We start from the raw sequence: 20935 nt of genomic DNA, 5'->3' as shown, positions 1-20935 counted from the left end.
GGACGTCTGCGGAAAGAATACCGGCCCGATCACCAGCGCGGCGGCGGTGGCGTAAACGTAGAAATCGTAGAACTCGATCGCGGTGCCGATAAAACTCGCCGTCGCCACGCGGGTGGCGGAGTTGGTCGGTTGGGCAGGCGCGGTGTCGCTGAAAGCGGTACTGGTCGTCATGCGGTGATCCCTGACAGTCATGAGCTCCGTTGGAGCGAATTATTATGGTCGAGCACCCAGGGATGTGGGATGAGGCGCGGTCGCTGTTTCAGGTAGGAACAGTCGCCGGATTGCATATGAAATGGCCGAAACCTGTCGGGTGCGGGGTAAGCACGCGGTTTGGCGGGGCTTGGGTAAGCTGATTTGATTATAGGAAGGGGGCTAACGATCAAACAAGAGCAAAAGATCGCAGGGTAGGAGCTGCCGAAGGCTGTGATCTTTTGATCTTTTACCTGGCCGGCACCAAAGCAGGCACAGACGAGGTATGCCAGATCAGCACTTTGCTCACCCGGTTCTCCTCAGTCTCAAGAATCTCCAGTCGATAACGCCCGATCTTCAAACAAACTGCACTCGCCGGAATCGTTTCCAGCGCCTCAGTCACCAACCCGTTCAGCGTCTTCGGCCCATCACTCGGCAAATGCCAACCCAGACATTTGTTCAATTCGCGAATCGAAGCTGTGCCATCAATCACCATCCGCCCGTCAGTCTGCGGATGAATATGCGGGTTATCCAGGCTGTGCTCGCTCTCAAATTCGCCGACGATTTCTTCGAGAATGTCTTCCAGTGTCACGATGCCGAGCACTTCACCGTACTCATCCACCACCATGCCCAAGCGCCGTTGCTGCTTGTGGAAGTTCAGCAACTGCAGTTGCAACGGTGTGCTTTCCGGCACGAAGTACGGTTCGTAACTGGCGGCCAGCAGCGCTTCGCGGGTCAGATCAGCGTTGTTCAGCAGATGGCGGATCTGCCGGGTGTTGAGCACCGCTTCAACCTGATTGATGTCGCTGTGAAACACCGGCAGGCGGGTGCGCTTGTTGTGGCGCAGTTGTTCGATGATTTCTTCGATCGAATCGTCGAGGTTGATGCCGTCGACGTCACTGCGTGGCACCAGAATGTCGTTGACCGTGATGTTGTCCAACGCATGAATACCGGAAACCGGGTGAGCGTGAACGGGATGCTCGGGATCATCGTGACGATCAGAAGGCAGATCGTCTTCGCTCTGCTGCACCACTTGGGTTTTGCGCGCAAACGGGCGCATGAGCAATCCGCTGACGCGGCTGAACAGCCAGGCAACCGGATAAATAATCTTCAGCGGCACCGCCAACAAGGTATTGCCAAATGCCAGCACCGCATCCGGATACCGTTGGGCGACGCTGCGCGGGAAATAATCGGCGAACACCAGCAGTATTGCGCCAACACCCAGGCAGGCTGCCCATGGGCCGTTTTCTTCGCAGAGGAAAATTGCCAGCAACGTCGCAATCACCACGGCAAGTGCGCGGCACAGGGTGTTGCAGAGAATCAGGCTGTCGAGCGGGAAGCTCAGCTTCGCCAGCGGTTTATCGCTGGCGCGCGAGGCGGTGCGTTGCGCGAGCAGCTGCTGTTGCGCGATTTCGACGGCAGTAAACAGCCCTGACCATAAAATCAGCAGGACAAATACCGCGAGCATCGGCCCTATGGGCAAACCGTCCATTTATGCCGCCCGTCAGATGTGCAGGATGTATTCACGAACCAGTTTGCTGCCGAAATACGCCAACATCAGCAGGCAGAAACCGGCGAGGGTCCAGCGAATTGCCTTGTGACCGCGCCAGCCGAGACGGTTGCGGCCCCACAGCAGCACGCTGAACACGATCCAGGCCAGGCACGCCAGCAGGGTCTTGTGCACCAGATGCTGGGCGAACAGGTTCTCGACGAACAGCCAGCCGGAGATCAGCGACAGCGACAGCAGCGTCCAGCCGGCCCAGAGGAAACCGAACAACAGGCTTTCCATGGTTTGCAGCGGCGGGAAGTTCTTGATCAGTCCGGACGGGTGCTTGTGCTTGAGCTGGTGATCTTGCACCAGTAGCAGCAAGGCCTGGAACACCGCGATGGTGAACATGCCGTACGCAAGGATCGACAACAGAATGTGCGCGAGGATGCCCGGCTCTTCATCGATGATCTGCACCGTACCGGTCGGCGCGAATTGCGCCAGCAGTACGGTGATGGCGCCGAGCGGGAACAGCAGCACCAGCAGGTTTTCCACGGGGATCCGCGAGCAGGCGATCAGCGTCAGCGCGATGACCGCCGCGGCAATCAGGCTGGAGGCGCTGAAAAAATCCAGGCCCAGACCGATCGGGGTCAGCAAATGCGTGAGCAGGCTGGCGGCGTGGGCCACCACGGCGAAGGCGCCGAGGCTAACCAACAGGCGCTTGTTCGCCTTGGCGCCAGTGGCCAAGCGGGTGCTCTGATAAAGGGTCGCAGCGGCATATAGAAGGGCGGCGGCGAGGGTGGTCAGCAAACTGGGTGACAAGGGGAGCATAAATCCTGTTAGGCAAGCCCGAAAGGCGCTGAGTTTGGCATAGAACCGCCATCGCACGAAAGACTCAGGAAGCTGACAGCGAGGTGTCCGCCAGCCGCAGTCTTCGCTATAATCCGCGACCTGCCCACGCCGCAGGCTCGCCGAGCACATGTTGATTCCGGTCTGGGCCGCCATTATCCCGGTCTACACAGGGCCTGAAAGGATCGCGCAATGTTTGAAAACTTAACCGACCGTCTCTCGCAGACGCTGCGCCATGTCACCGGCAAGGCGAAGCTGACCGAGGACAATATCAAAGACACCCTGCGTGAAGTGCGCATGGCGTTGCTCGAAGCCGACGTCGCCCTGCCGGTGGTCAAGGACTTCGTCAATTCGGTCAAGGAGCGCGCTGTCGGCACCGAGGTGTCGCGCAGCCTGACGCCGGGCCAGGCGTTCGTGAAGATCGTCCAGGCCGAACTCGAAAGCCTGATGGGCGCGGCCAACGAAGATTTGAACCTGAGCGCTGTGCCGCCAGCCGTCATTCTGATGGCCGGTCTGCAAGGTGCGGGTAAAACCACCACCGCTGGCAAACTGGCGCGCTTCCTTAAAGAGCGCAAGAAGAAGTCGGTCATGGTCGTGTCGGCGGACGTTTACCGTCCTGCGGCTATTAAACAGCTGGAAACCCTGGCCAACGACATCGGCGTGACGTTCTTCCCGTCCGACCTGAGCCAGAAGCCGGTCGACATCGCCACCGCCGCTATTAAAGAAGCAAAACTGAAATTCATCGACGTGGTCATCGTCGATACCGCCGGTCGTCTGCACATCGACGAAGAGATGATGGGCGAGATCAAGGCGCTGCACGCCGCGATCAACCCGGTCGAAACCCTGTTCGTGGTCGACGCCATGACCGGTCAGGACGCGGCCAACACGGCCAAGGCCTTCGGTGATGCCCTGCCGCTGACCGGTGTGATCCTGACCAAGGTCGACGGCGACGCCCGTGGCGGTGCCGCACTATCGGTGCGCGCCATCACCGGCAAGCCGATCAAGTTCATCGGTATGGGCGAGAAGAGCGAAGCGCTCGATCCGTTCCATCCTGAGCGTATCGCTTCGCGGATTCTCGGCATGGGCGACGTGCTCAGCCTGATCGAACAGGCTGAAGCGACCCTCGATAAAGACAAGGCCGACAAACTGGCCAAGAAGCTGAAGAAGGGCAAGGGCTTCGACCTCGAAGACTTCCGCGATCAGCTGCAACAGATGAAGAACATGGGCGGCCTGGGCGGGCTCATGGACAAACTGCCGAGCATCGGCGGCGTCAACTTGTCACAAATGGGCAATGCCCAGAACGCCGCAGAGAAGCAATTCAAACAGATGGAAGCCATCATCAACTCCATGACCCCGGCCGAGCGCCGTGACCCTGAGCTGATCAGCGGTTCGCGCAAGCGCCGGATCGCCATGGGTTCCGGCACTCAGGTGCAGGACATCGGTCGCTTGATCAAGCAGCACAAGCAGATGCAGAAGATGATGAAGAAATTCTCCGCCAAGGGCGGAATGGCGAAAATGATGCGCGGCATGGGCGGAATGTTGCCCGGCGGCGGCATGCCGAAAATGTAAGGTGTCCCGTCTCACCCATTCTGCTCGTCAAAAGTGAGCGAAACGGGTGAGGCAGGACACCAAGACTTCGCCGGTCGTCGCACCGGCGCAGACCCTGCAAGGACGCAGGATCAACAGCAAACCCGCACTCGGCGGGAGCTGACTGGCCGTTTTCATCGACGGCTCTATATGCAGATCTGCACGGCATGCCATAGGCGCCGGAAAAAGTCATTTGCAAAAGTCCGGATATTCCTTAGAATATGCGGCCTTTCGGGCACCCATGCCCGCTGTGCATTTAGATTTGCAGCACCGACTACAGGAACGATGTTCACATGCTAACAATCCGTCTTGCCCTTGGCGGCTCCAAAAAGCGCCCGTTTTACCACCTGACCGTAACCGACTCGCGTAACCCGCGTGACGGCTCCCACAAAGAACAGGTTGGTTTCTTCAACCCTGTTGCCCGTGGTCAGGAAATCCGTCTGTCCGTGAACCAAGAGCGCGTAGCCTACTGGCTGAGCGTTGGTGCACAGCCTTCTGAGCGTGTTGCTCAGTTGCTGAAGGAATCTGCAAAGGCTGCGGCCTGAGCAATATGAACGCGACGCCTGCTGTTGCCGATGATTTGATCGTTATTGGCAAAATTTATTCTGTTCATGGCGTTCGCGGCGAAGTGAAGGTTTATTCCTTTACTGATCCGACTGAAAACCTGTTGCAGTACAAAACCTGGACGCTCAAGCGTGAAGGCAATGTCAAACAGGTCGAGCTGGTCAGTGGACGCGGGAGCGATAAGTTCCTGGTCGCAAAGCTCAAGGGTCTTGATGATCGTGAAGAAGCTCGTCTTCTGGCCGGTTATGAGATCTGCGTGCCGCGCAACCTGTTCCCTGAATTGACCGACGGCGAGTACTACTGGTACCAGCTGGAAGGTCTGAAGGTTATCGATCAACTGGGGCAAATGCTCGGGAAAGTCGATCATCTTCTGGAAACCGGCGCCAATGATGTAATGGTAGTCAAGCCTTGCGCTGGCAGCCTGGATGATCGCGAACGCTTGTTGCCCTATACGGCGCAATGTGTGTTGGCCGTTGACCTGGCCGCGGGCGAGATGAAGGTGGATTGGGACGCGGACTTCTAAGCGTGGCTAACTTGCGCGTAGAAGTGATCAGTTTGTTTCCCGAGATGTTTTCCGCCATCGGCGACTACGGCATCACCAGTCGAGCGGTCAAACAGGGGCTCTTGCAGCTGACCTGTTGGAACCCGCGGGATTACACGACGGATCGGCATCACACTGTGGACGATCGCCCGTTTGGCGGTGGTCCGGGCATGGTGATGAAGATCAAGCCCCTGGAAGATGCTCTGGTTCAGGCCAAGGCAGCAGCCGGGGAGGCGGCGAAGGTGATTTACCTGTCCCCCCAAGGCCGTCAACTGAATCAGTCGGCGGTACGCGAGCTGGCACAATCGGATGCATTGATCCTGATTGCCGGCCGTTATGAAGGCATTGACGAGCGCTTTATTGAGGCTCATGTCGATGAAGAGTGGTCGATTGGCGACTATGTACTGTCTGGCGGCGAGCTGCCGGCGATGGTCCTGATCGATGCGGTTACACGACTGCTGCCTGGAGCTTTAGGGCATGCGGATTCCGCTGAGGAAGATTCCTTTACGGATGGTCTGCTGGATTGCCCGCACTACACCCGACCTGAGGTGTATGCGGATCAGCGTGTTCCCGACGTGTTGCTGAGTGGCAATCACGCGCATATCCGGCGTTGGCGTTTACAGCAGTCCCTTGGTAGGACCTTTGAACGACGCGCCGATCTTCTGGAAAGCCGCTCGCTTTCTGGAGAAGAGAAGAAGCTGCTCGAGGAATACATCCGCGAGCGGGACGATAGTTAACAACGTATCGATGGTAGATCGAACGATTTACCTTAGGAGCACAGCATGACCAACAAAATCATCCTTGCACTCGAAGCAGAGCAGATGACCAAAGAAATCCCTACCTTCGCCCCAGGCGACACTATTGTCGTTCAGGTGAAAGTGAAGGAAGGCGATCGTTCCCGTCTGCAAGCGTTCGAAGGCGTTGTAATCGCCAAGCGTAACCGCGGCGTGAACAGTGCGTTCACCGTTCGTAAAATCTCCAACGGTGTTGGCGTAGAACGTACTTTCCAGACCTACTCCCCGCAGATCGACAGCATGGCTGTTAAACGTCGCGGTGACGTACGTAAAGCCAAGCTGTACTACCTGCGCGACCTGTCGGGTAAAGCAGCTCGCATCAAGGAAAAACTGGCTTAAGTCCAGCTTCCGATGCAGAAAAAAGCAGCCTACGGGCTGCTTTTTTGTTGCCCGCAATAAAACTGCCCCCATCCTGTAGGAGCTGCCGAAGGCTGCGATCTTTTGATCTTGCTTGTATTCGGAAGCCAGATATCGAGTCTATTTCATGACCACCCGCGACCAGGAAATCCAGCGCCGCACCGAACTCTCGGTGACTCGCGTAACCAAGGCTGTCTTCCCGCCGACCACCAACCACCACAACACCCTGTTCGGCGGCACTGCGCTGGCGTGGATGGATGAGGTGTCGTTCATTACCGCCACACGCTTCTGCCGCTTGCCACTGGTGACCGTGTCCACCGACCGTATCGACTTCAACCACGCGATCCCGGCCGGCTCCATCGTTGAACTGGTCGGGAAGGTGATCAAAGTCGGCAATACCAGCCTCAAGGTTGAGGTGGAAGTGTTTGTCGAGAGCATGAGCTGCGATGGCCGCGAGAAGGCGATTCATGGGCAGTTCAGCTTTGTTGCCATTGATGATGACAAGCGGCCGGTGCCGGTGCTGCCGGGTTTTGCGGCCTGATCTGATACCCAGTCGCGCCATTCGCGAGCAGGCTCGCTCCCACAGGTTCTTTGCCTGACACAAATGTTATGTTCACCCCGATCACTGTGGGAGCGCGCCTGCTCGCGAAGGCGTCAGCTCAGGCGCCGCTGGCCTCAGGCTGAATCAACGCCAGAAGCGTCCATCCCGCCCCAGGCTTTACCGCCGTCTCCGGCGTCACCACATGCACCCAGCCGCTGTCATCACGCATGAACAACAACGTGGCGCGATTGCCGTGCAGTGCGCGGTAATCCTCCCATCCGAAACCATCTGTCAGCGTCGTGCTGTACAGCTCAGCCCCCTGACCCATCTGACTGGCCAGCTTCGCGTAAGTAAACGCCTCGCTGCCCAACTGATTGCCTCGATGTTCCAGACTCGCCCGATGTTTATCGCTGCGCCGACTCTCATGACCGCTGGCCAGACCGAACAAACGCTGATGCCCAAAGTCATGACGGAACCGCATCGCCGCCAAGGTATTGAGTTCACCCGACGGTGACAGCGCCAGCAAATGCCCCAGCCCGACCAGATCCAGATGCGCATCGGCATGTTGCGAGGCCGGATTGCCAAAGTACGTCGGCAACCCTTCCATGCGCGCCGCACGAATATTCTCCCAGCTCGAATCGGTCAGCAGCACGCGGCTGCCCAGTTGCTGCAGCGATTTGCCCAACTCCCGCGCCGGGCCGTTCGCGCCGACAATCAGGAAGCCGCTCGGCGCGGGTTCCGCGACTTTCAGCAAGCGTGCCAGCGGTCGTGCGGTCGCGCTCTGCAGCACAACGGTGCCGATAATCACCGCAAACGTCAGCGGCACCAGCAGTAACGCGCCCTCGTGACCGGCCTCATGCAGACGAATCGCAAAAATCGCCGAAACCGCCGCCGCAACGATCCCGCGTGGCGCAATCCAGCACAATAGCGCTCGCTCTCGCCAGCTCAGGCTGGACCCGGCAGTGCTCAGCAGCACGTTCAGCGGCCGGGCGATTAACTGAATCACCAACAGCAGAATCAGCACCAGCGGCCCCAGTCCGATCAGGGCATACAGATCCAGGCGCGCCGCCAACAGAATGAACAACCCGGAAATCAGCAGCACGCTGAGGTTTTCCTTGAAGTGCAGGATGTGCCGTACATCCACGCCCTTCATGTTCGCCAGCCACATGCCCATCAATGTCACCGCCAACAGTCCCGACTCGTGCATCACGGTGTTCGAAGCAATGAAAATCCCCAGCACCGCTGCCAGCGAAGCGAGGTTATGCAGATACTCCGGCAGCCATTGCCGGCGAATTACCGTGCCGAGCAGCCAGCCACCGACAATGCCGAACACCGCGCCGCAGAGAATCACGCCGCCAAAGGTGAACAGACTCTGCTTGAGGCCATGCCCTTCAGCGCTGGCAATGATGAAGCTGTAGACCACCACAGCGAGGAGGGCGCCGATCGGGTCGATGACGATGCCTTCCCAGCGCAGAATGTTGGCGATCGAGGCTTTCGGTCGCACCACGCGCAGCATCGGCACAATCACGGTCGGGCCGGTGACCAGCGTCAGGCTGCCGAACAGGATGGCCAGCATCCAGTCGAAACCGAGCAGGAAGTGCGTAGCGACCGCGATGACGATCCATGTCGAGATCGCGCCAATGGTCACCAGACGATGAACGACGCTGCCGATCTCCTTCCACTCCGACAGGTGCAGGGTCAGGCTGCCTTCGAACAGAATCAGCGCGACGGCCAGCGACACCAGCGGCATCAGCAGCGGCCCGAACATTTCCTGCGGATCGAGCCAGCCGAGCACCGGGCCGACCAGAATGCCGGTCAGCAACAGAAACAGAATCGCCGGCAGCTTCAGGCGCCAAGCCAGCCATTGGCAACCCAGCGCCGCTGCGCCGATCCCGCCAAACGCCAAGAGAATTTGCTGCTCGTTCATTGATGCTCCCTGTTCCTTGAATTAGCCGGCTATGAAAGACTAGCGCCCATTCCTACAGTTCACTCTACATTTGCGCACAGTCCATGAGGCTGTGTGTCTTGAGCGCCCATGCCTGCCATCGACCATCCGCTGATTGACCAATTCCTCGACGCTCTATGGCTGGAGAAAGGCCTGTCCGATAATACCCGCGGCGCTTATCGCAGCGACCTGGCGCTGTTCAATGGCTGGTTGCAGGAGAAAAATCTGCAGCTGATCAACGCCGGTCGCGAGCTGATCCTCGATCATTTGGCCTGGCGATTGGAGCAGAACTACAAACCGCGCTCCACAGCCAGATTCCTCTCCGGGGTGCGTGGCTTTTATCGCTATCTGCTGCGGGAAAAGCTGATCAGCGTCGACCCGACGTTGCGCGTCGACATGCCGCAACTCGGTAGGCCGTTGCCTAAGTCCCTGTCGGAAGCCGACGTCGAAGCCCTGCTCAAAGCACCGGATCTGAGCGAAGCGATCGGCCAGCGTGACCGCGCCATGCTTGAAGTGCTGTACGCATGCGGTTTGCGGGTGACGGAACTGGTCAGTCTGACGCTGGAGCAGGTCAATTTGCGCCAGGGCGTGTTGCGAGTGATGGGCAAGGGCAGCAAGGAGCGGCTGGTGCCGATGGGCGAGGAGGCGATTGTCTGGATCGAGCGTTATATGCGTGATGGCCGTGGCGAACTGCTTGGCGGCCGGCCAAGTGATGTGCTGTTCCCCAGTCAGCGCGGCGAGCAGATGACCCGCCAGACCTTCTGGCACCGGATCAAGCATCAGGCCAAGGTCGCGGGCATCGGCAAGTCGTTGTCGCCGCACACCTTGCGTCACGCGTTTGCCACGCACCTGCTCAACCACGGCGCGGATTTGCGCGTGGTGCAGATGCTGCTCGGCCACAGCGACCTGTCCACCACGCAGATCTACACCCACGTCGCCCGCGCTCGATTGCAGGATCTGCACGCCAAACACCATCCAAGAGGTTAACTCCATACCTTCCCCTGTAGGAGCTGCCGAAGGCTGCGATCTTTTGATCTTGAAAACAAAATCAAAAGATCGCAGCCTTCGGCAGCTCCTACATAAAGCGGTGTGATCTATGGCGACAGGCGCATTCGGCCACCGTGGCCTTATGTGTTAGGCTTTGCCGGTTTGCACGATGGACGGTTATGACCCGGTGTTCCGGCACGGGCGTTCTGATCGTTTCATTTGTCCGCCTTCAGGAGTTCTCATGCGTCTGACCCAGATTTTCGCCGCCGCAGCCATTGCGTTGGTCAGCACCTTTGCCGTCGCCGATGACGCGGCCGACAAAGCGATTCGTCAAAGCCTGGAAAAACTCGAACTCGAGGTTCCGGTAGAAAGTATCAGTGCCAGCCCGTTGCCAGGCATGTACGAGGTCAAGCTCAAGGGCAGCCGCGTGCTCTACGCCAGCGCCGACGGCCAGTACATCGTTCAGGGTTACCTGTTCCAGCTCAAGGACGGCAAACCGGTCAACCTGACCGAGAAGACCGAACGCCTGGGCATCTCCAAACTGATCAATGCCATCCCAGTGGCCGAAACCGTGGTTTATCCGGCCGTGGGCGAAACCAAATCGCACATCACCGTGTTCACCGACACCACCTGCCCGTACTGCCACAAACTGCACGCCGAAGTGCCTGAGCTGAACAAGCGCGGCATTGAAGTGCGCTACGTCGCGTTCCCGCGCCAGGGTCTGAACTCGCCGGGCGATGAGCAGCTGCAAGCCGTGTGGTGCTCGAAAGACAAGAAAGCCGCGATGGACAAAATGGTCGATGGCAAGGAAATCAAGGCCGCCAAGTGCGATAACCCGGTTTCCAAACAGTTCGCCCTCGGTCAGTCGATCGGCGTGAACGGCACACCGGCCATCGTTTTGGCTGACGGACAAGTGATTCCGGGCTACCAGCCTGCGCCACAAGTCGCCAAACTGGCGCTGGGCGCGAAGTAATTCGTATCGTCACGGTCAGCCGTGACGATCATGGTCCGGTAGCAGCATCGCCGGGCCATTAATAGAGAGCCGCGAGCACGCGGTTGTTTTCCGGCCGACCCCGCGTCGGCCGTTTTATGGGGAGTTCACAGTGAATCCGGTCAAAGTAGGCATCTGTGGGTTAGGGACCGTCGGTGGCGGTACCTTCAACGTACTTCAGCGCAACGCCGAGGAAATCGCTCGTCGTGCCGGGCGTGGAATCGAAGTGGCACAAATTGCCATGCGCACGCCAAAGCCTCAGTTCCAGACGACCGGTATTGCGATTACCAACGATGTCTTCGAAGTGGCCACGAACCCTGAGATCGACATCGTCATAGAGCTGATGGGCGGCTACACCGTTGCCCGCGAGCTGGTACTCAAGGCCATCGAGAATGGCAAGCATGTGGTCACCGCGAACAAGGCTCTGATTGCCGTTCACGGTAATGAAATTTTCGCCAAGGCACGCGAGAAAGGCGTGATCGTGGCGTTCGAAGCGGCCGTGGCCGGTGGCATTCCGGTGATCAAGGCGATCCGTGAAGGCCTGTCCGCCAACCGCATCAACTGGGTCGCCGGGATCATCAACGGCACCGGTAACTTCATCCTCACCGAAATGCGCGAGAAGGGCCGTACCTTCGAAGACGTGTTGGCCGAAGCTCAGGCACTGGGTTACGCCGAAGCCGATCCGACTTTCGACGTTGAGGGCATCGACGCCGCGCACAAGCTGACGATCCTGGCCTCCATTGCGTTCGGCATTCCGCTGCAATTCGACAAGGCTTACACCGAAGGCATCACCAAGTTGACCACCGCTGACGTGAATTACGCCGAAGCGCTGGGCTATCGGATCAAGCACCTCGGTGTGGCGCGCAGCACCGCCGCCGGTATCGAGTTGCGCGTACACCCGACGCTGATCCCGGCCGATCGTCTGATCGCCAACGTCAACGGCGTGATGAACGCGGTGATGGTCAACGGTGACGCCGCCGGTTCGACGCTGTTCTACGGTGCTGGCGCCGGCATGGAGCCAACCGCTTCGTCGGTGATCGCTGACCTGGTCGATGTGGTTCGCGCCATGACCTCCGACCCGGAAAACCGTGTACCGCACCTGGCCTTCCAGCCGGATTCGCTGTCGGCCCATCCGATCCTGCCGATCGAAGCCTGCGAAAGCGCTTACTACCTGCGCATTCAGGCCAAGGACCATCCGGGCGTTCTCGCTCAGGTGGCGAGCATCCTCTCGGAGCGCGGCATCAACATCGAGTCGATCATGCAGAAGGAAGTCGAGGAACACGACGGTCTGGTACCGATGATCCTGCTGACCCACCGTGTGGTCGAGCAGCGCATCAACGACGCCATCGCCGCCCTCGAAGCGCTGGCCGGCGTCAACGGTCCGGTTGTGCGGATCCGCGTCGAGCACCTGAACTAAGTTGTTGTCCTGCACCGGCCCCGTGAACGGGGCCGTTGTTGTGAACACTCTCCATTGGAGTCAGTCATGCGTTACATCAGTACCCGCGGCCAGGCACCGGCCCTGAATTTCGAAGACGTCCTGCTGGCCGGTCTCGCCACCGATGGCGGTCTGTACGTTCCGGAAAACCTGCCACGTTTCACCCAGGAAGAGATCGCTTCCTGGGCTGGCCTGCCGTATCACGAACTGGCCTTCCGGGTGATGCGCCCGTTCGTCACCGGCAGCATTCCGGACGCCGATTTCAAAAAGATTCTCGAAGAAACCTACGGCGTGTTCTCGCACAACGCCGTGGCGCCGCTGCGTCAGCTGAATGGCAATGAATGGGTGCTGGAGCTGTTCCATGGCCCAACCCTGGCGTTCAAGGACTTCGCTCTGCAACTGCTCGGTCGCTTGCTCGACTACGTGCTGGAAAAACGCGGCGAGCGCGTCGTCATCGTTGGCGCCACCTCCGGTGATACCGGTTCGGCCGCCATCGAAGGCTGCAAGCACTGCGAAAACGTCGACATCTTCATCCTGCACCCGCACAACCGCGTGTCCGAAGTGCAGCGTCGTCAGATGACCACGATCTTCGGCGAGAACATCCACAACATCGCCATCGAAGGCAACTTCGATGACTGCCAGGAAATGGTCAAGGCGAGCTTCGCCGACCAGAGCTTCCTCAAAGGCACGCGTCTGGTGGCGGTGAACTCGATCAACTGGGCGCGGATCATGGCCCAGATCGTCTACTACTTTCACGCCGCCCTGCAGTTGGGCGGTCCGGCGCGTTCGGTGTCGTTCTCGGTGCCGACCGGCAACTTCGGCGATATCTTCGCCGGTTACCTGGCACGCAACATGGGCCTGCCGATCAACCAGTTGATCGTCGCCACCAATCGCAACGACATTCTGCACCGCTTCATGAGCGGCAATCAGTACGTCAAGGACACCCTGCACGCCACGCTGTCGCCGTCGATGGACATCATGGTTTCGTCGAACTTCGAACGCCTGCTGTTCGACCTGCACGGTCGCAACGGCGCAGCAATCGCCGGTCTGATGGATTCGTTCAAGCAGGGCGGCGGTTTCAGCGTCGAGCAAGAGCGCTGGACTGAAGCGCGCAAACTGTTCGACTCGCTGGCCGTAGACGATGCGCAGACTTGCGAGACCATCGCCGAAGTCTACGAGCAGACCGGCGAAGTGCTGGATCCGCACACCGCCATCGGCGTCAAAGCTGCGCGCGAATGTCGTCGCAGCCTGGACATTCCAATGGTCATCCTCGGTACCGCGCACCCGGTAAAATTCCCGGATGCGGTGGAGAAAGCCGGTGTAGGAAAAGCGCTCGAGCTACCTGCACATCTTTCTGATTTGTTTGAGCGAAACGAGCGCTGCACCGTTTTGCCAAACGAGCTGAAAGCCGTGCAAGCCTTTGTCAGCCAGCATGGCAACCGCGGCAAGCCGCTTTGAGCCATTAAAAGCTGTCACATTTTGAAGCCCGTCTCCTGACGGGCTTTTTTGTTTCTGCTGCCACACTGCTCGGGTTTTCACCCATGAAGGACGGGTGAGTCGATCACGAAGGAAGTGGCAATGCTGTTTTATAGAGGTTTGAAACCGGCACTGGGTGTATTGTTTTTGTTCGGATTGTTGGCGTTGATGCGCTGCAGCATGGCGGCGCAATTGGCGCTGCACGCTGATGCCGTGACGTCCAGAGTCCAGCCCATCGAACTGGCTCCACACGAGCGTCAATGGATTCGCGACAACCCCAAGGTGACGGTGACGTCGGTGCAGTACCCGTTGTATCTGTTTCAGGATGAGCACGGGCAGTGGAGCGGCTTGAACAACGACGTGCTCAAGCGCATAACGGCGATGACCGGGCTGCAGTTTGAGCATCAGGAGTCGTTCTCAACGGATCACATGCTCGAGCGCCTGGAGAGCGCAGCGGCCGATATCAGTACAACCTTGGCCATGAGCGAGGAGCGCAAGGTGTTTCTGGATTACAGCCACGCCTTCGGTGGCGCGGGCTGGGTATTCGTCGGCCGCGCTGATGCGCCGCGGCTGGAGTCTTTCGAGCAATTGAGCAAACGGGTGCTGGTGCTGCCGGCCCGGCATGCGCTGGAAGACATGATCAGGCGTGACTTCCCCTCGATCGAGATCCGCTCGGTCAAGACTTACGCCGAGGCGCGGGCGCTGGTCGAGAGCGGCGAAGCCTACGCCACCATCGAAAACGAAATTGGCGCACAGCTTTACCCGCTGGGTTTGCTCAAGGTCGGCGGTCTGGTCGAAGGCAAATGGGAAGCGGATAACCTGGCCGTGCGCAAAGGCATGCCAGTGCTTCTGAGTATTCTCAACAAGGCCCTTGAAGCGTTTCCCGCAGCCGAACTGCGGGCGATCCGCCTGAAATGGCTGGAAGGTATTGCACCGGCGCCCGTACCTTCAGTCTGGCAGCAAATGCTTGAATGGGGTTGCTGGGGCATGGTCGGGCTTGGCGTGTTCGGCCTGCTGTCGCTGATATGGAATCGGCGTCTGGCCGCCGTGATCAAACTGCGGCGCGCGGCGGAAAAGGATCTCGGCGATCAACTGGCATTTCAGCATGCGTTGATCGACTCCATGCCGGATCCGGTGTTTGTCCGTGATCTTCAAGGGCGACTGATCATGTGCAATCGTAGCTATGAGGAGGCCCTGTCGGTTCGACTGGATCAGGTGCTGGGGCGCTTGCTGATCGAGGTCAACGCGCTGCCCGAAGCGACGGCGCTGATGTTGCACGATGAATTCATGGTGCAGTTACGCACGCGCAAATCGCGTTTCAGCAAACGGCGATTGCAGTTCAAGAGTGGCCCCCGTGAGGTCTATCAGTGGACGGTGCCGTTTTACAGCGCCGACGGCAAACTGCGGGGGCTTTTGGGCGGTTGGACAGACATCACTCAGCGCCGTACAGAGAGCGGGTGTCGATGTCTGCAATGAAGATGGGAAATGTCCTATAAGACGCGACTACTTTTCCGATGGGAGGCTTAGGACGGCTGCCCTAGAGTGACAACAACTGCGGTGAGAGTCCGCGATTGTCGCTCCAGAGGTCGCTTATGCGCTCGCTTAAAGTCCTGATACTTGAACCCAATCCGTTCCAGCTGATGGCATTGCATCAAATGCTCAATGCCATTGGCATCTACGACGTACTGACGGCGCCGTCGCTGGCTTCGGCGCTGTCTTCGCTGGACCATCGCGGTGCGGTCGACATCGCTATTTGCGATCCGCAACTCAAGGGCGGCGATGGCCTGGCACTGATCCATCATCTGGCGGTTCAGCATGAGGCGCGTGCGCTGATCCTGCTGGGAACGGTGGCTTCGAGCTTGCTGAACGATCTCGAACCCTTGCTGTGCGAACACCACTTGCGGCTGTTGGGGCGCCTGCAAACGCCGGTGTCGGCGGTGTTGATGCGCGGTTTGCTCGACAGTTACCTGATCGCTGCTTCGCCACCCGTGCGGGGTTGACCGGGACGGTTATTTTTCTGTCATCTTCGCCGTGCATGCTCTGACAGACCGGTGACACTCCAGGAACGGGGTAGTCGGTATGCAGAACTTTCTTCTCGGGCCGGTGGTCATTTATTGTGAACACGCCCCAGGCACACAGTTTTCGGACTATTGAGTGGAGATCGAGATGGAAAGTATCAGTCTATTGCTCGGTGAGGCTCTGAGCCCGTATCAGGTTTCGTTGTCTCCAAACGGTTCCCATGGCGAATGCCTGGTGACCTTGAAGAACAGCAGCGGCGCCATTGTGGTAGAACGCGAATTCAATCAGGCACAACTGAGCGACAAGCGCCAACTGACCGATGTCGTTGACGGTTTGCACCGCGACGTTCTGATTGCTGAAGGACGGCTGGAACCGTGTGTGATCGCGGCATTGCGCAACGCAGCACTGGACAAACGTGCGGCGTTGTAAAGATGAAATATTTTTTGTGGGAACCTTCCTGCATCCCTGTCAGTCAGACCCCATAACAGCAGGATCAAGCATTGTGCTCCGGTGCTTGTCGCTTGCTGCTACGGGTCTTTATGTAGGCCACGTTTAACCCCGAGTCGTCTCCCCACTTCTCGGGGTTTCTTTTGTCCGGCGTTTGCCTATTGCGCTGCTTGGTGCTCGAAAAATGTGCGGGCTTCTTCGAGATAATCCTCACGTCGGTCGGTGTCCAGCCAGGCGGCATAGAGCTGATTGAGATGGTCATGGGGCAGGGTGCGCAGCAGTTGGTTGATCTCGCTGATGGCCTGACGTCCCTGGGTGGTGTCGGAACACGCCACGTAGCCTGAGAGATATTTTCCCGTGCCGCGAATCGGATAAAACTCCAGCTCATCCTCGGCGATCTGCGCCTGCCTGGCCTGATAGCGGATTTCCGGCCAGTAACCCAGCACCACCTGCAACCGGCCCAAACGCTGCATCGACAGCAGATTGGTCAGTGCATCGTTACCGTAATGGGGCGTCAGTGCGCCGCTGGGGGCCTGATGCAGAATGTTGTCGATAAATTCGCCATAACTGCGCTCAGCGACCACACCGACTTTTCTGTCGGTGGCGGCCAGCAATGCCGACAGATCGACTTCGCCGTCCACCAGATAGGAATCAAGCACCGCGCGATCCTGTTGGCGAACCACCAGGCCGTTGCTCACCGCGCGGATCGCCGGGATCGAATACGCCACCCACTGTGCGCGCTCTTTGTTCCACAGCAGCGCGGGGTCACAGGCAAACGGGTTTTCATGAAGCATCTGCAGACCACGGGCGCGATTGACCCGCATCAGCGTGTGTTCGTACTGCGGCATGCCGGCGATCAGCAACGGCATCAGTTGATCGATCACACCCTGGCCCTTTTTCGGGCCTTCGAAAATGGTCAGTGGCGGCAGGTCACGCAGCAACCAGATCAGCGTCGGTTTCGCCTGCGCGCCAGTCGACAGCATGAGCAAAAACAACAGGCCGAACAGCCGCCACGTCCACCAGTGATGGGCGCGGTTGGTGTGCGATGTATGCCGGTGTTTCAGCTTAAATGGCTCCGTCTTCGCGCAACTTGGCGATCTGTCTCTCGTCGTAGCCAAGGTCGTGAAGTACCTGCGCATTGTGTTCACCCAGTTGCGGTCCGACCCATTCTGAACTGCCCGGTGTCTCAGAGAGTTTCGGCACAATGCCCGGCATCTTGAAGTCTTTGCCGTCAGGCAGCTTGGCGTGCAGGAACATCTCTCGGGCCAGGTACTGTGGATCGTTGAACATGTCCTCGGCACTGAAGATCCGGCTGGCCGGCACCTCGGCCTGATTGAGCAGGTCGAGCACGCTTTGCAGCGGCAGCGAATTGACCCAGCGATCAATCACGCCATACAGCTCATCGCGGCGATTATCGCGGCCGTCATTGCTGGCCAGTGTCGGATCGTTGGCCAGATCTTCGCGGCCGATGATCAGCATGAAGCGTTTGAAGATTGCGTCGCCATTGGCGCCGATTTGCACGTGTTTGCCGTCGGCGCTGGTGTGAATAGAAGAGGGTGTAATGCCCGGCATGATGTTGCCGGTGCGCTCGCGGATAAAGCCGAACACGTCGAACTCCGGCACCATGCTTTCCATCATCGCAAAAATGGCTTCATACAACGCCACATCGACAACCTGACCGGTGCCACCGTTGACTTCGCGATGACGCAGCGCCATCAGTGCGCCGATCACACCCCACAGTGCGGCAATCGAATCGCCGATGGAAATCCCGGTACGCACTGGCGGCCGGTCCTCGAAACCGGTGATGTAACGCAAACCGCCCATGGACTCGCCGACCGCGCCGAAGCCCGGTTGATCTTTCATCGGCCCGGTCTGACCGAAACCGGACAGCCGGACCATCACCAGTTTCGGGTTCAAGGCGTGCAGGGTTTCCCAGCTCAGGCCAAGCTTTTCCAGTACGCCGGGGCGGAAGTTCTCGATGAGGATGTCGGCTTCACTGAGGAGTTTTTTCAGGATCGCCAGACCTTCAGGGTGTTTGAGGTTCAGCGTCAGTGATTTCTTGTTGCGCGCCTGGACGAACCACCACAGCGACGTGCCTTCGTACAGTTTTCGCCATTTGCGCAAGGGATCACCGCCGTCGGGCGATTCGATCTTGATCACTTCGGCACCGAACTCGCCGCAAATGCGCGAGGCAAAAGGCCCGGCAATCAATGTACCCAATTCAATGACTTTCAGACCCGAGAGCGGTTTGCTGGTGAACGGCATGCGAAATCCTGTAGGACAAAGGCTGAGCAGATACAGCGTTTTAACATAGCCGGCTGTCAGACGCCGCAGCTTGATCGCCATCAATTCGATGATTGCCTACCGCATCGGTTAGACTTGCCGACTTTCCTCGTATCAAGAAGCCCGTTCATGGCCCAGCCGTCCACTACCTATAAATTTGAACTGAACCTCACCGACCTCGACCGCAGTGTCTACGAGAGCGTCAAGCAGACCATCGCCCGTCACCCTTCGGAAACCGAAGAGCGCATGACCGTGCGACTGCTGGCCTACGCTCTCTGGTACAACGAGCAGTTGTCGTTCGGCCGTGGTCTGTCAGACGTGGATGAACCTGCGCTGTGGGAAAAGAGCCTGGATGACCGTGTTCTGCACTGGATCGAAGTCGGCCAGCCAGACGCCGACCGTCTGACCTGGTGCTCGCGTCGCACCGAGCGCACCAGCCTGCTGGCCTACGGCAGCCTGCGTGTCTGGGAAACCAAGGTGATCCCGGCGATCAAGAACCTGAAAAACGTCAACATCGCTGCTGTCCCGCAAGAAGTGCTGGAAACCCTGGCCAAGGACATGCCCCGCGTTATCAAGTGGGACGTGATGATCAGCGAAGGGACGATCTTCGTCACCGACGACCGTGGTCAGCACGAAGTCCAGTTGCAATGGCTGCAAGGTGAGCGCGGCTGATCCCGCGTCACCACCGGAATAATCCCACGTAATCAAGAGAAGTCTCCGTCACCCCATGCGTATCGAACCTCGTCAACTGCCTGCCACTCTGCCTTTTCTCGGTGATCTGCCGCCGCTGTTGACCCGCTTGTACGCGGCGCGGGGCGTGCAGTCCGAGGCAGAGCTGGACAAGAGCCTGGCGCGGTTGATCCCGTTCCAGCAACTCAAAGGCATAGACGCAGCGGTAGACCTGCTGGTGACGGCGCTGGAACAACGTCAGCGCATCCTCATCGTCGGCGACTTCGATGCGGACGGCGCGACGGCCAGCACTGTCGGCATGCTCGGTTTGCGCTTGCTCGGTGCGGCGCACGTCGATTATCTGGTGCCGAACCGTTTCGAGTATGGCTACGGCCTGACCCCGGAAATCGTCGAAGTTGCGCTGACCCGCGAGCCGCAATTGCTGATCACCGTCGACAACGGCATCTCCAGCGTCGAAGGCGTGGCAGCAGCCAAGCGTGCGGGTCTGAAGGTCTTGATCACCGACCACCACTTGCCCGGTGATGAGCTGCCGCAGGCCGATGCGCTGGTCAATCCGAACCAGCCCGGTTGCGAATTCCCGAGCAAGGCACTGGCCGGCGTCGGGGTGATTTTTTACGTGTTGATGGCGTTGCGCGCGCGTTTGCGCAGCCTCGGCTGGTACGAGAACAAGCCGCAGCCGAACATCGGTGAACTGCTTGATCTGGTAGCGCTGGGCAGCGTTGCCGACGTGGTGCCGCTGGATGCCAACAACCGGATTCTGGTGCATCAAGGGTTGGAACGAATTCGCGCCGGTCGCGCACGGCCGGGGATCAAAGCGATCCTTGAAGTGGCTAAGCGTGACGCTGCACGCATTACTTCCACGGATCTCGGCTTCATCGTCGGCCCGCGCCTCAACGCCGCCGGGCGTCTGGATGATATGAGTCTGGGCATCGAATGCCTGCTCACCGCCGACGCCAACCTGGCCCGGGAAATGGCCGCACAACTGGACGGCATGAATCAGGATCGCAAATCTATCGAGCAGGGCATGCAGCGTGAAGCGCTGGCGCAGCTCAAGGACTTGCCGGTGGAGTCGATGCCGTTTGGCCTGTGCCTGTTCGATCCGGAATGGCACCAGGGCGTGATCGGGATTCTCGCGTCGCGGATGAAAGAGCGTTACTTCCGTCCGACCATTGCTTTTGCTGATGCCGGTGATGGTTTGCTAAAAGGTTCGGGCCGTTCGGTGCAGGGCTTCCACATTCGTGATGCCTTGAGTGTGGTGGCGGCGCAGCATCCGAACCTGATCGCCAAGTACGGCGGCCACGCAATGGCCGCCGGTCTGACCTTGCCGCAGGAGAATTTTCCGCTTTTTGCCGAGGCCTTTGACGCTGAAGTGCGTAGGCAACTTCGCGAGGAAGACCTGACCGGGCGCATGCTGTCGGACGGCACACTGGCGGTGGAAGAATTCCACCTCGAACTGGCTCGCGCCTTGCGCCATGCCGGGCCTTGGGGGCAGCACTTCCCGGAGCCGTTGTTTCATGGCGTGTTCCAGTTGGTCGAGCAGCGCGTGGTCGGTGAACGTCATCTGAAAGTGGTGCTGAAGAGTGAATGTGGCTCGGTGAAGCTGGATGGTATTGCGTTTGGTATCGACCGGGATATCTGGCCGAATCCAACGATTCAGTGGGTTGAGCTGGCTTACAAACTCGACGTTAATGAGTTTCGGGGTAATGAGACTGTTCAGTTGATGATTGCCCACATCGAACCGCGCTGAAGATCAA

20 protein-coding genes and 1 pseudogene are annotated in these 20935 nt (G+C 58.9%); 15 read left to right on the top strand and 6 right to left on the bottom strand.

Going from position 1 to position 20935, the window contains the following annotated elements; translation table 11 throughout:
* From PMI23_RS29720 to PMI23_RS03485, 3 genes and pseudogenes are all read right to left on the bottom strand, one after another.
* Nucleotides 1-171: pseudogene (locus tag PMI23_RS29720) on the bottom strand (MFS transporter); the annotation flags it as partial.
* 268 nt (nucleotides 172-439) lie between these two features.
* Entirely contained in the window at nucleotides 440-1681 is a 1242-nt protein-coding gene (locus PMI23_RS03490; RefSeq protein ID WP_007908990.1) for a CNNM domain-containing protein, read from the bottom strand.
* A gap of 12 nt (nucleotides 1682-1693) precedes the next feature.
* A complete protein-coding gene (locus PMI23_RS03485) occupies nucleotides 1694-2506 on the bottom strand; it encodes a cytochrome C assembly family protein (protein WP_007908989.1) in 813 nt (270 codons plus the stop codon).
* Nucleotides 2507-2716: 210 nt separating this feature from the next.
* Here PMI23_RS03485 and ffh point away from each other — a divergent pair, with 210 nt between their 5' ends.
* The 6 genes from ffh (at nucleotide 2717) to PMI23_RS03455 (ending at nucleotide 6908) form a co-directional block, all read left to right on the top strand.
* Nucleotides 2717-4093 (top strand): signal recognition particle protein, encoded by a 1377-nt coding sequence (ffh, locus tag PMI23_RS03480; RefSeq protein ID WP_007908988.1) that lies wholly within the window; start codon nucleotides 2717-2719, stop codon nucleotides 4091-4093.
* A gap of 311 nt (nucleotides 4094-4404) precedes the next feature.
* Nucleotides 4405-4656 carry a 30S ribosomal protein S16 gene (rpsP, locus tag PMI23_RS03475; protein WP_003185073.1) on the top strand — a complete coding sequence of 84 codons (252 nt, stop codon included), beginning with the start codon at nucleotides 4405-4407 and terminating at the stop codon, nucleotides 4654-4656.
* A gap of 5 nt (nucleotides 4657-4661) precedes the next feature.
* Nucleotides 4662-5198 (top strand): ribosome maturation factor RimM, encoded by a 537-nt coding sequence (rimM, locus tag PMI23_RS03470; protein WP_007908985.1) that lies wholly within the window; start codon nucleotides 4662-4664, stop codon nucleotides 5196-5198.
* Between the two features lie 2 nt (nucleotides 5199-5200).
* A complete protein-coding gene (gene trmD / locus PMI23_RS03465) occupies nucleotides 5201-5953 on the top strand; it encodes a tRNA (guanosine(37)-N1)-methyltransferase TrmD (RefSeq protein WP_007908983.1) in 753 nt (250 codons plus the stop codon).
* Nucleotides 5954-5998: 45 nt separating this feature from the next.
* A complete protein-coding gene (rplS, locus tag PMI23_RS03460) occupies nucleotides 5999-6349 on the top strand; it encodes a 50S ribosomal protein L19 (protein ID WP_003175895.1) in 351 nt (116 codons plus the stop codon).
* A 145-nt stretch (nucleotides 6350-6494) separates the two neighbouring features.
* Nucleotides 6495-6908 (top strand): acyl-CoA thioesterase, encoded by a 414-nt coding sequence (locus PMI23_RS03455; RefSeq protein WP_007908981.1) that lies wholly within the window; start codon nucleotides 6495-6497, stop codon nucleotides 6906-6908.
* A 118-nt stretch (nucleotides 6909-7026) separates the two neighbouring features.
* Here PMI23_RS03455 and PMI23_RS03450 read toward each other — a convergent pair whose 3' ends face one another.
* Nucleotides 7027-8835, bottom strand: coding sequence for a cation:proton antiporter (locus PMI23_RS03450; RefSeq protein ID WP_007908978.1), 1809 nt, complete (start codon nucleotides 8833-8835; stop codon nucleotides 7027-7029).
* Nucleotides 8836-8943: 108 nt separating this feature from the next.
* Between PMI23_RS03450 and xerD the strand changes: the two genes are divergently transcribed.
* From xerD to PMI23_RS03415, 7 genes are all read left to right on the top strand, one after another.
* Nucleotides 8944-9840 carry a site-specific tyrosine recombinase XerD gene (xerD, locus tag PMI23_RS03445; RefSeq protein WP_007908976.1) on the top strand — a complete coding sequence of 299 codons (897 nt, stop codon included), beginning with the start codon at nucleotides 8944-8946 and terminating at the stop codon, nucleotides 9838-9840.
* A gap of 241 nt (nucleotides 9841-10081) precedes the next feature.
* The gene (dsbC, locus tag PMI23_RS03440; protein WP_007908974.1) at nucleotides 10082-10813 is read left to right on the top strand and encodes a bifunctional protein-disulfide isomerase/oxidoreductase DsbC; all 732 of its coding nucleotides are present in this window, start codon (nucleotides 10082-10084) and stop codon (nucleotides 10811-10813) included.
* A gap of 130 nt (nucleotides 10814-10943) precedes the next feature.
* Nucleotides 10944-12248: a homoserine dehydrogenase gene (locus PMI23_RS03435; protein WP_007908972.1), complete on the top strand. Its 1305-nt coding sequence runs from the start codon at nucleotides 10944-10946 to the stop codon at nucleotides 12246-12248.
* 66 nt (nucleotides 12249-12314) lie between these two features.
* Nucleotides 12315-13724, top strand: coding sequence for a threonine synthase (gene thrC, locus PMI23_RS03430; RefSeq protein ID WP_007908970.1), 1410 nt, complete (start codon nucleotides 12315-12317; stop codon nucleotides 13722-13724).
* 120 nt (nucleotides 13725-13844) lie between these two features.
* Nucleotides 13845-15218 carry a transporter substrate-binding domain-containing protein gene (locus PMI23_RS03425; RefSeq protein WP_007908969.1) on the top strand — a complete coding sequence of 458 codons (1374 nt, stop codon included), beginning with the start codon at nucleotides 13845-13847 and terminating at the stop codon, nucleotides 15216-15218.
* Between the two features lie 116 nt (nucleotides 15219-15334).
* A complete protein-coding gene (locus PMI23_RS03420; protein WP_007908966.1) occupies nucleotides 15335-15742 on the top strand; it encodes a response regulator in 408 nt (135 codons plus the stop codon).
* Nucleotides 15743-15908: 166 nt separating this feature from the next.
* Nucleotides 15909-16190, top strand: coding sequence for a DUF3509 domain-containing protein (locus tag PMI23_RS03415; protein ID WP_007908964.1), 282 nt, complete (start codon nucleotides 15909-15911; stop codon nucleotides 16188-16190).
* Nucleotides 16191-16366: 176 nt separating this feature from the next.
* On the opposite strand, the gene PMI23_RS03410 is transcribed toward PMI23_RS03415, so the two are convergent.
* Both PMI23_RS03410 and PMI23_RS03405 read right to left on the bottom strand, forming a co-directional pair.
* Nucleotides 16367-17347, bottom strand: a complete 981-nt coding sequence (locus PMI23_RS03410) for a TIGR02285 family protein (protein ID WP_177321037.1) — start codon at nucleotides 17345-17347, stop codon at nucleotides 16367-16369.
* A complete protein-coding gene (locus tag PMI23_RS03405) occupies nucleotides 17274-18473 on the bottom strand; it encodes a CaiB/BaiF CoA transferase family protein (protein ID WP_007908962.1) in 1200 nt (399 codons plus the stop codon). The genes PMI23_RS03410 and PMI23_RS03405 overlap by 74 nt, the downstream gene beginning before the upstream one ends.
* Before the next feature lie 147 nt (nucleotides 18474-18620).
* Between PMI23_RS03405 and PMI23_RS03400 the strand changes: the two genes are divergently transcribed.
* Nucleotides 18621-19163, top strand: a complete 543-nt coding sequence (locus PMI23_RS03400; RefSeq protein ID WP_007908961.1) for a YaeQ family protein — start codon at nucleotides 18621-18623, stop codon at nucleotides 19161-19163.
* A 55-nt stretch (nucleotides 19164-19218) separates the two neighbouring features.
* Nucleotides 19219-20928, top strand: coding sequence for a single-stranded-DNA-specific exonuclease RecJ (gene recJ, locus PMI23_RS03395; protein WP_007908960.1), 1710 nt, complete (start codon nucleotides 19219-19221; stop codon nucleotides 20926-20928).
* Nucleotides 20929-20935 lie beyond the last annotated feature (7 nt).

The organism is Pseudomonas sp. GM24 (genome assembly GCF_000282235.1).
Classification (GTDB): Bacteria; Pseudomonadota; Gammaproteobacteria; order Pseudomonadales; family Pseudomonadaceae; genus Aquipseudomonas.
This window is presented reverse-complemented; position numbering and strand designations above follow the sequence as displayed.

Bases quoted from the DNA above. Each gene is read 5' to 3' on its own strand.
- PMI23_RS03490 (WP_007908990.1), bottom strand. From the start codon at position 1,681: ATGGACGGTTTGCCCATAGGGCCGATGCTCGCGGTATTTGTCCTGCTG.
- PMI23_RS03485 (WP_007908989.1), bottom strand. From the start codon at position 2,506: ATGCTCCCCTTGTCACCCAGTTTGCTGACCACCCTCGCCGCCGCCCTT.
- ffh (WP_007908988.1), top strand. From the start codon at position 2,717: ATGTTTGAAAACTTAACCGACCGTCTCTCGCAGACGCTGCGCCATGTC.
- rpsP (WP_003185073.1), top strand. From the start codon at position 4,405: ATGCTAACAATCCGTCTTGCCCTTGGCGGCTCCAAAAAGCGCCCGTTT.
- rimM (WP_007908985.1), top strand. From the start codon at position 4,662: ATGAACGCGACGCCTGCTGTTGCCGATGATTTGATCGTTATTGGCAAA.
- rplS (WP_003175895.1), top strand. From the start codon at position 5,999: ATGACCAACAAAATCATCCTTGCACTCGAAGCAGAGCAGATGACCAAA.
- PMI23_RS03455 (WP_007908981.1), top strand. From the start codon at position 6,495: ATGACCACCCGCGACCAGGAAATCCAGCGCCGCACCGAACTCTCGGTG.
- PMI23_RS03450 (WP_007908978.1), bottom strand. From the start codon at position 8,835: ATGAACGAGCAGCAAATTCTCTTGGCGTTTGGCGGGATCGGCGCAGCG.
- xerD (WP_007908976.1), top strand. From the start codon at position 8,944: ATGCCTGCCATCGACCATCCGCTGATTGACCAATTCCTCGACGCTCTA.
- dsbC (WP_007908974.1), top strand. From the start codon at position 10,082: ATGCGTCTGACCCAGATTTTCGCCGCCGCAGCCATTGCGTTGGTCAGC.
- thrC (WP_007908970.1), top strand. From the start codon at position 12,315: ATGCGTTACATCAGTACCCGCGGCCAGGCACCGGCCCTGAATTTCGAA.
- PMI23_RS03425 (WP_007908969.1), top strand. From the start codon at position 13,845: ATGCTGTTTTATAGAGGTTTGAAACCGGCACTGGGTGTATTGTTTTTG.
- PMI23_RS03420 (WP_007908966.1), top strand. From the start codon at position 15,335: ATGCGCTCGCTTAAAGTCCTGATACTTGAACCCAATCCGTTCCAGCTG.
- PMI23_RS03415 (WP_007908964.1), top strand. From the start codon at position 15,909: ATGGAAAGTATCAGTCTATTGCTCGGTGAGGCTCTGAGCCCGTATCAG.
- PMI23_RS03410 (WP_177321037.1), bottom strand. From the start codon at position 17,347: ATGCGCAGGTACTTCACGACCTTGGCTACGACGAGAGACAGATCGCCA.
- PMI23_RS03405 (WP_007908962.1), bottom strand. From the start codon at position 18,473: ATGCCGTTCACCAGCAAACCGCTCTCGGGTCTGAAAGTCATTGAATTG.
- PMI23_RS03400 (WP_007908961.1), top strand. From the start codon at position 18,621: ATGGCCCAGCCGTCCACTACCTATAAATTTGAACTGAACCTCACCGAC.
- recJ (WP_007908960.1), top strand. From the start codon at position 19,219: ATGCGTATCGAACCTCGTCAACTGCCTGCCACTCTGCCTTTTCTCGGT.